The sequence below is a fragment of the Zymomonas sp. genome, from assembly GCF_020216885.1.
In the GTDB taxonomy this organism is placed as follows: domain Bacteria; phylum Pseudomonadota; class Alphaproteobacteria; order Sphingomonadales; family Sphingomonadaceae; genus Zymomonas.
Map to the genome: position 1 here is coordinate 1 of NZ_JAIWON010000163.1, position 5,775 is coordinate 5,775.

The following is a 5,775-nucleotide window of genomic DNA, read 5'->3' on the forward strand; positions in this document are numbered from 1 at the left end:
ATCCGAAATTTTTCGAACAATAGCCCTATGTTAAGCTTCATCTATCTTTGAGAAGAGATGGAGAGAATGATGACATGGACAGGAATTGTCCGCCGCGAGCATAACCGAGAAGGTCTGCATTATCCATCAGATATAACAGAGGGAGAATGGACATTGATCGTGCCATTCGTCCCCGTGGCCAGACAGGGTAGTCGCCCCCGTAGGAAGATATGCCCGAAGTGTTCAACGTGATACTCTACATGGCCTCAGCCGGTTGTGCGTGGCGTCTGCTGCCGAAAGGCTTTCCACAGGTCTCGACCATCAGGCGCTATTTTTACGCTTGGCGTAATGCCAGACGGTTCGAGGTGGTGAATACGGTGTTGGTCATGAGCCTGCGTGAAATTGAGGGGCGAGAAGCCTCCCCGAGCGCAGGCGTGATTGACAGCCAGTCGGTGAAAACCACAGAAAGCGGCGGAATTTCGGGCTATGATGCAGAAAAAAAGATCAAAGGCCGCAAGTGTCATATCATGACTGATACATGCGTTTTCCTAATCTTTCTTCTTTCTCGTCCATGCTGCTAATATACAGGATCGGGATGCGGCTGTTGATGTCTTGTCGGCAATACGCAAACGCTTCCCTTGGCTGCGCTACATCTTCGCTGATGGCGGCATGCTGACGACAAATTGCGATCCTCGCTCGCATCTATGGGAAAATGGACTGTTGAAATCATCAAGAGGTCAGATACGGCGAAAGGCTTTCAGATCCTGCCGCACAGATGGGTCGTTGAACGGACATTTGCTTGGCTAGGACGTTGTAGGAGGCTCGCAAAAGATTGGGAAACGTCCATCGCCTCTTCAACCGCATGGATAATGATCGCCTCCATCCGAATGATTACATGACGCACTGCAAAGCATAGTTTTTCGGATCAGGCTTTAAGGCTTAAGACGCTTTGTATCCTGCTATTTTTTTAGGCGGTTGGCAATAAAATTGAAAATGACAACCCCTAAGGCCAGACAAAAGAGCAGAATAGTCGAGAAAGAAACATCCCGATGTGGTGCCGGATCGAAGGGATCGGCTTGTTCTGTGATAGTGTTTTGATGCGATGTTTGGTCTGTTATTGCGTTATTGGCCAATTTCGATTTCCTGATTGCCAAACTGGCCTGTTTTTACCTTTTTAAAGTTTTTACCTTTTTAAAAAAGTGAGGCCAATCCATTTTTGGGGTTTTTTATTCTTCAACAGGAAGATTGCCGACGCGCTGAATCGCCAAGCGATAGGTTTCGTAAAAATATTCACTGGTTTTCGTAATATCTTGGTAAAGACGCACGGCCTTGTCTTCTGCAAGCAAGAATTCATCTTCTGTTAGCAGGCCTTTTTCCCATGCCTCTTCAAGCAAGGTATAATTTTGCATCAATGCAGGCGGGAAATCAGCACTGTAGCAATTCACGTCATGCGGAATAACCGGATGATTGACCGCAGGCTCTGTCTCCGTATATTTTTTTGTTTTCCAGCCTAAGAAATATAAAAGTTTCTGTATCAGATTCATGTTTCCACCCTTTTTTAAAAAATGATTTAAGGGATGATTGGTTGCTCTGTATCTTAATAGGGTTACAGAAAAATGGCTATGCACCATGACAGATATAATTAGCCGATAAAAAGGTATCAGATTGTTTTGTATATCTTTTTTAAAATCGCTGTTTTTTTCTCCATTTTCAGATAAATCTTTTTGCCATAAAATTTTTACAGCCTTTCAAATTGAACTTATTTTTTAAAAAAATGAAAAATAAATAAAATTTACAAAAGAAATATAGAATATTATAATTATTTATAGTTATTTTATTTTACATATGGCGTGGGAAGCGTGGGAAGCGTGGGAAGCGTGGGAAGCGTGGGAAGCGTAAGTAAATTTTATCACGCTCGTCAATTCATCATTAGCCGCCATAACTAAAATCATAAGATATCGTTAGGGTCTATTAGATCTTGAAATTCTTTCCATATTATAGAGATGGAAGAAGGAGCCGAAACAGGCACTGGCATTTTTACGGACGAGACATGAACGATCTGGGAATCTCTGACTGATGCGGTTCGCCCGATAGACAAGACAAGACGCTGCCACATGATCTGCGGCGCAGAATATAATCTTTTGGCGTTATAAGAATGGCGCGAAATGGAGGCGTATCTGCGCTGAACTGGGTTCGTGGTGGCGGGCTGCACAACTTTTCATTCGCTGGACGAAACTGGGCGTGTGGGAACGCCTGCTCGAACTGGTTTAGGAACAGCACGAAATAGCGTGCGGAATGACTTTTCTGGATGGAACGAATATCAGAGCTCACCACAAGGCGGTGGAAGCTCAAAAAAAGAGCTTTTTCAAAGAGCGAGACCATCGTGAAGCACTTGGCCAATCGCGTGGCGGCTATGGCACAAAAATCTGCGTAATCGCTGATGGGCATGGAAAAGCCTTCGGTTTTGCGCTGGCCTTGGGGCAGGCTCATGAACTGCCTCTGACGGTAGCCATGCTCGACAATCTTCCCACCGTTCCCCTGTGGGTCGTGGCGGACAAAGGCTACGCGTCGAACGCCTTTCGTGAACGGATATGGGACATGGAAGCCCGACCGGCTATTCTCGCGAAATGACGGGATGGGTCGGTTGCCTGCCCAAGGTCAGCCTATCGGTGTCGGCATCTCGTTGAGAACCTTTGGGCGCGCCTCAAGGCGTGGCGCGCTGTCGCAATCAGATACGAAAAAACAGCAACCTCATTCCTCGCGGTCATCAACTGCGCTGCCGTAGCAGACTGAATCAAGCCCTAACAGACCCTAGACTTTAATATCTGTCATCAAAAAGATGAGGGATGATATATTAAATATCTTGGATAGCGTGAGGCTATCGGGTCAAAATATCGGCAAATATATTAGAAAAAGCCTTAAGATTGTGGTGGCAGTAAGATATTATTTTGAACCCTGATCGCCCGTTTTATAATGTGAAACAGCCATAAAAGGGCAGTGTCTTTTTGTGAGGATAAGCGCATTGTTGCGATGATGGGATAGGCTGTTAATTCCAAAGGTGCCTCAAATATCGTCAGTCCGGTATATCTAGCAAGGCTGATCGCGGCGTGGCTTGGAATAGTCGCGAGGCATTTTGACCCAAGCAAAAAAGGGGGCAGTTCCGCGAAATGGGTCAGTGCAGTCTGAATTTTTCGAGACCGTCCCATTATTGATAATATCTCGTCAACCAGCCCTTCCCTGCCTGAATAAGAAACCAAAATATGGGGCAAGGAAAGATAGTCTTCCAATGTCGGATTTTCAGAAAAACCGCAACTTTGGGCATCGCATAGACAGGCATAGCCGCCTTCTCCGATGACTTCTTGCCATAATCCCCGACGAGGCAGCGGAGCGGTTACAATAGCCAGATCAATATCGTTATTTTCGAGCATCTGTTGCACTGTGTAGCGGTTTGTTTGTCGATAGACGACCGAGGCATCTGGGGCGGTAGCCTGTATTTGTTTCGATATTTCTGATCCCAGAGCCAATTGGAAATCATCAGACATCCCGATTGAAAAATGCCTATTACATCGGGCTGGATCGAATTCATTTTCAGAAATAAAGGCGTTGTAAATAAGAGTTGCGCCTTCAGATAGGGATTCAGCCATATCTATGGCACGTTGTGTCGGTTCCATGCCTTGGCGTGTTCGGATGAAAAGCAGGTCACCCGCAGCCTGTCGGAGGCGGCTTAAAGAGGCACTGACAGCGGATTGGCTTAGCGAAAGGCGGGCAGCCGCTTTGGTTACGCTTCTTTCATGCCACAAGGCCAAGAAGGTAATCACCAGATTAAAATCAAAGCGGGTAATATCACTTATATTGATTTTACGAATCATATCATTCGATTTGAATGATATGATCGCCAAGTGCAATATTTTCGACAGCTTATGAAGGAGATGATAAAAATGAGCTGTCATCGCGTAGCGGTTATCCAAGCTGGAACCAGCCTGTTTGATACCGAAAAAACATTGGATCGAATGGAAGTCTTGTGTGAGCAGGCGGCAGAACAAAAGGTTGAATTGGCGGTTTTCCCCGAAGCCTATATCGGTGGATACCCCAAAGGGTTAGACTTTGGCGCGAGAATGGGCACACGAACAGAAGCCGGACGAGAAGATTTCTTGCGTTATTGGAAAGCGGCTATTGATGTTCCCGGAAAAGAAACTGCCCGCATAGGTAGCTTTGCTGCCAAAATGAAAGCCTATTTAGTGGTGGGTGTGATTGAGCGTTCGGAAGCGACGCTTTATTGCACCGCTTTATTCTTTGCCCCCGACGGGAGATTGATAGGCAAGCATCGCAAATTGATGCCGACAGCGACTGAACGGCTGGTATGGGGGCAAGGTGACGGTTCCACCATAGAAATTATGGATACGGCTATCGGGAAATTGGGCGCTGCTATCTGCTGGGAAAATTATATGCCTGCTCTGCGTCAGGTGATGTATGCGGGTGGTGTCAATATTTGGTGTGCGCCAACAGTCGATCAGCGTGAGATATGGCAGATATCTATGCGCCATATTGCTTATGAAGGTCGATTATTTGTTTTGAGTGCCTGCCAATATATGACGCGAGCCGATGCGCCCACAGACTATGATTGCATACAGGGCGATAACCCTGAAACAGAACTGATTGCGGGCGGAAGCGTCATCATCGATCCAATGGGCAATATTTTGGCGGGCCCACTCTATGGTCAAGAAGGTATTTTGGTAGCTGATATTGATTTATCAGACACGATCAAGGCGCGTTATGATTTGGATGTATCAGGTCATTACGGGCGACCTGATATTTTTGAAATCAAGGTCGATCGCCAACCACATCAAGTCATTACAGATCAATTTTCACGCGATCAGGCAACAGCGAAGAAGCCTGTCTCCGACAAAGAGATATCTCCATTAGATTAAGAATGAAGCGGTTTTCGTTTTTATGGCGATATTATAGCGATGATGCCGCCGTAAAGGCAGTCAAATAAAGTAAGGACAATTTAAAAAATAAAGGAGGCTATTTTTAGGTATTTATAGAGGGATAAAATGGCGCGGGAATAATCCGACATTAGCCATTTATTTTTTAGGAGGATTTAGTTTTAAGGATGGTAGCGGAGGAGGGACTTGAACCCCCGACACGCGGATTATGATTCCGCTGCTCTAACCAGCTGAGCTACTCCGCCATTCATTTTGCGTCGCAAAATTTATTAGCTGACGAGGCGTGCGTATAAGAGAGATACGGGTATTTGGTCAACTGTTTTTTTCGGTATTTTGTTATTTCTGTTTGTTTTTTTTACGTTAAATCGAGTTTGGGATTATTGGTGCGAGAAGGAGGGCTTACCCCTGCCCGTTTTTTGGCCAAAAGCTGATTTTGGCTATGCGAGCCAAAAGACCCTATATTTTTTTAAAAGTATTTTGAGACAAGCAAGACTATCTGACAGCTTCAAAAAGGCCGCATGAGGCATGATGGACGAAATTATACCGTCTGAATCAGGATTTTGATTGCCTTTTCCAAAGGATAACCTGTCACATTTTCAATAAAAGATTGTCTTGAAGGCGATAGACGAAAATTCTTTCGGAAAGAAACCCTAGTCTCCTAGTCTCGGTTTTTGAATGCTGCGCATCATGAGAGTCTATTGAAAAATTCGGTTAGTGGCCGTGTTATAAAGACGCCTCGTATAATTTCTTATTCGAGGCGTCCTATATTCTAATGTTGGTTACCATGATAAGTGCAAGAAAAATCAAGGTATTTTACTGTTTATATACACTATAACACCGGTTATCAGTG

The 5,775-nt window shown here is 45.1% G+C and carries 4 protein-coding genes, 1 tRNA gene and 2 pseudogenes; 3 read left to right on the forward strand and 4 right to left on the reverse strand.

Features of this window, described 5'->3' with window-relative positions:
- Positions 1-66 precede the first annotated feature (66 nt).
- Positions 67-878, forward strand: a pseudogene (locus LDL18_RS08520) (IS5 family transposase).
- Between the two features lie 60 nt (positions 879-938).
- On the opposite strand, the gene LDL18_RS08525 reads toward LDL18_RS08520, so the two are convergent.
- Together LDL18_RS08525 and LDL18_RS08530 are read right to left on the reverse strand one after the other, a co-directional pair.
- On the reverse strand, positions 939-1,112 hold the full coding sequence (locus LDL18_RS08525) for a hypothetical protein (protein ID WP_296508728.1): 174 nt from the start codon (positions 1,110-1,112) through the stop codon (positions 939-941).
- Between the two features lie 93 nt (positions 1,113-1,205).
- A complete protein-coding gene (locus LDL18_RS08530; protein WP_296508731.1) occupies positions 1,206-1,523 on the reverse strand; it encodes a hypothetical protein in 318 nt (105 codons plus the stop codon).
- 513 nt (positions 1,524-2,036) lie between these two features.
- Here LDL18_RS08530 and LDL18_RS08535 point away from each other — a divergent pair.
- Positions 2,037-2,772: pseudogene (locus LDL18_RS08535) on the forward strand (IS5 family transposase).
- A gap of 125 nt (positions 2,773-2,897) precedes the next feature.
- Here the strand turns inward: LDL18_RS08535 and LDL18_RS08540 are convergent.
- Positions 2,898-3,848 (reverse strand): LysR family transcriptional regulator, encoded by a 951-nt coding sequence (locus LDL18_RS08540; protein ID WP_296508733.1) that lies wholly within the window; start codon positions 3,846-3,848, stop codon positions 2,898-2,900.
- A gap of 69 nt (positions 3,849-3,917) precedes the next feature.
- On the opposite strand from LDL18_RS08540, the gene LDL18_RS08545 reads away from it, so the two are divergent.
- Positions 3,918-4,907: a carbon-nitrogen hydrolase family protein gene (locus LDL18_RS08545; protein ID WP_296508735.1), complete on the forward strand. Its 990-nt coding sequence runs from the start codon at positions 3,918-3,920 to the stop codon at positions 4,905-4,907.
- A gap of 186 nt (positions 4,908-5,093) precedes the next feature.
- On the opposite strand, the gene LDL18_RS08550 is transcribed toward LDL18_RS08545, so the two are convergent.
- Positions 5,094-5,170: transfer RNA gene (locus LDL18_RS08550), tRNA-Met, on the reverse strand.
- Between the last annotated feature and the right edge of the window lie 605 nt (positions 5,171-5,775).

What these genes read in the sequence shown, in the direction of transcription:
- LDL18_RS08540 (WP_296508733.1), bottom strand. Translation starts at nt 3,848, where the DNA reads ATGATTCGTAAAATCAATATAAGTGATATTACCCGCTTTGATTTTAAT.
- LDL18_RS08530 (WP_296508731.1), bottom strand. Translation starts at nt 1,523, where the DNA reads ATGAATCTGATACAGAAACTTTTATATTTCTTAGGCTGGAAAACAAAA.
- LDL18_RS08545 (WP_296508735.1), top strand. Translation starts at nt 3,918, where the DNA reads ATGAGCTGTCATCGCGTAGCGGTTATCCAAGCTGGAACCAGCCTGTTT.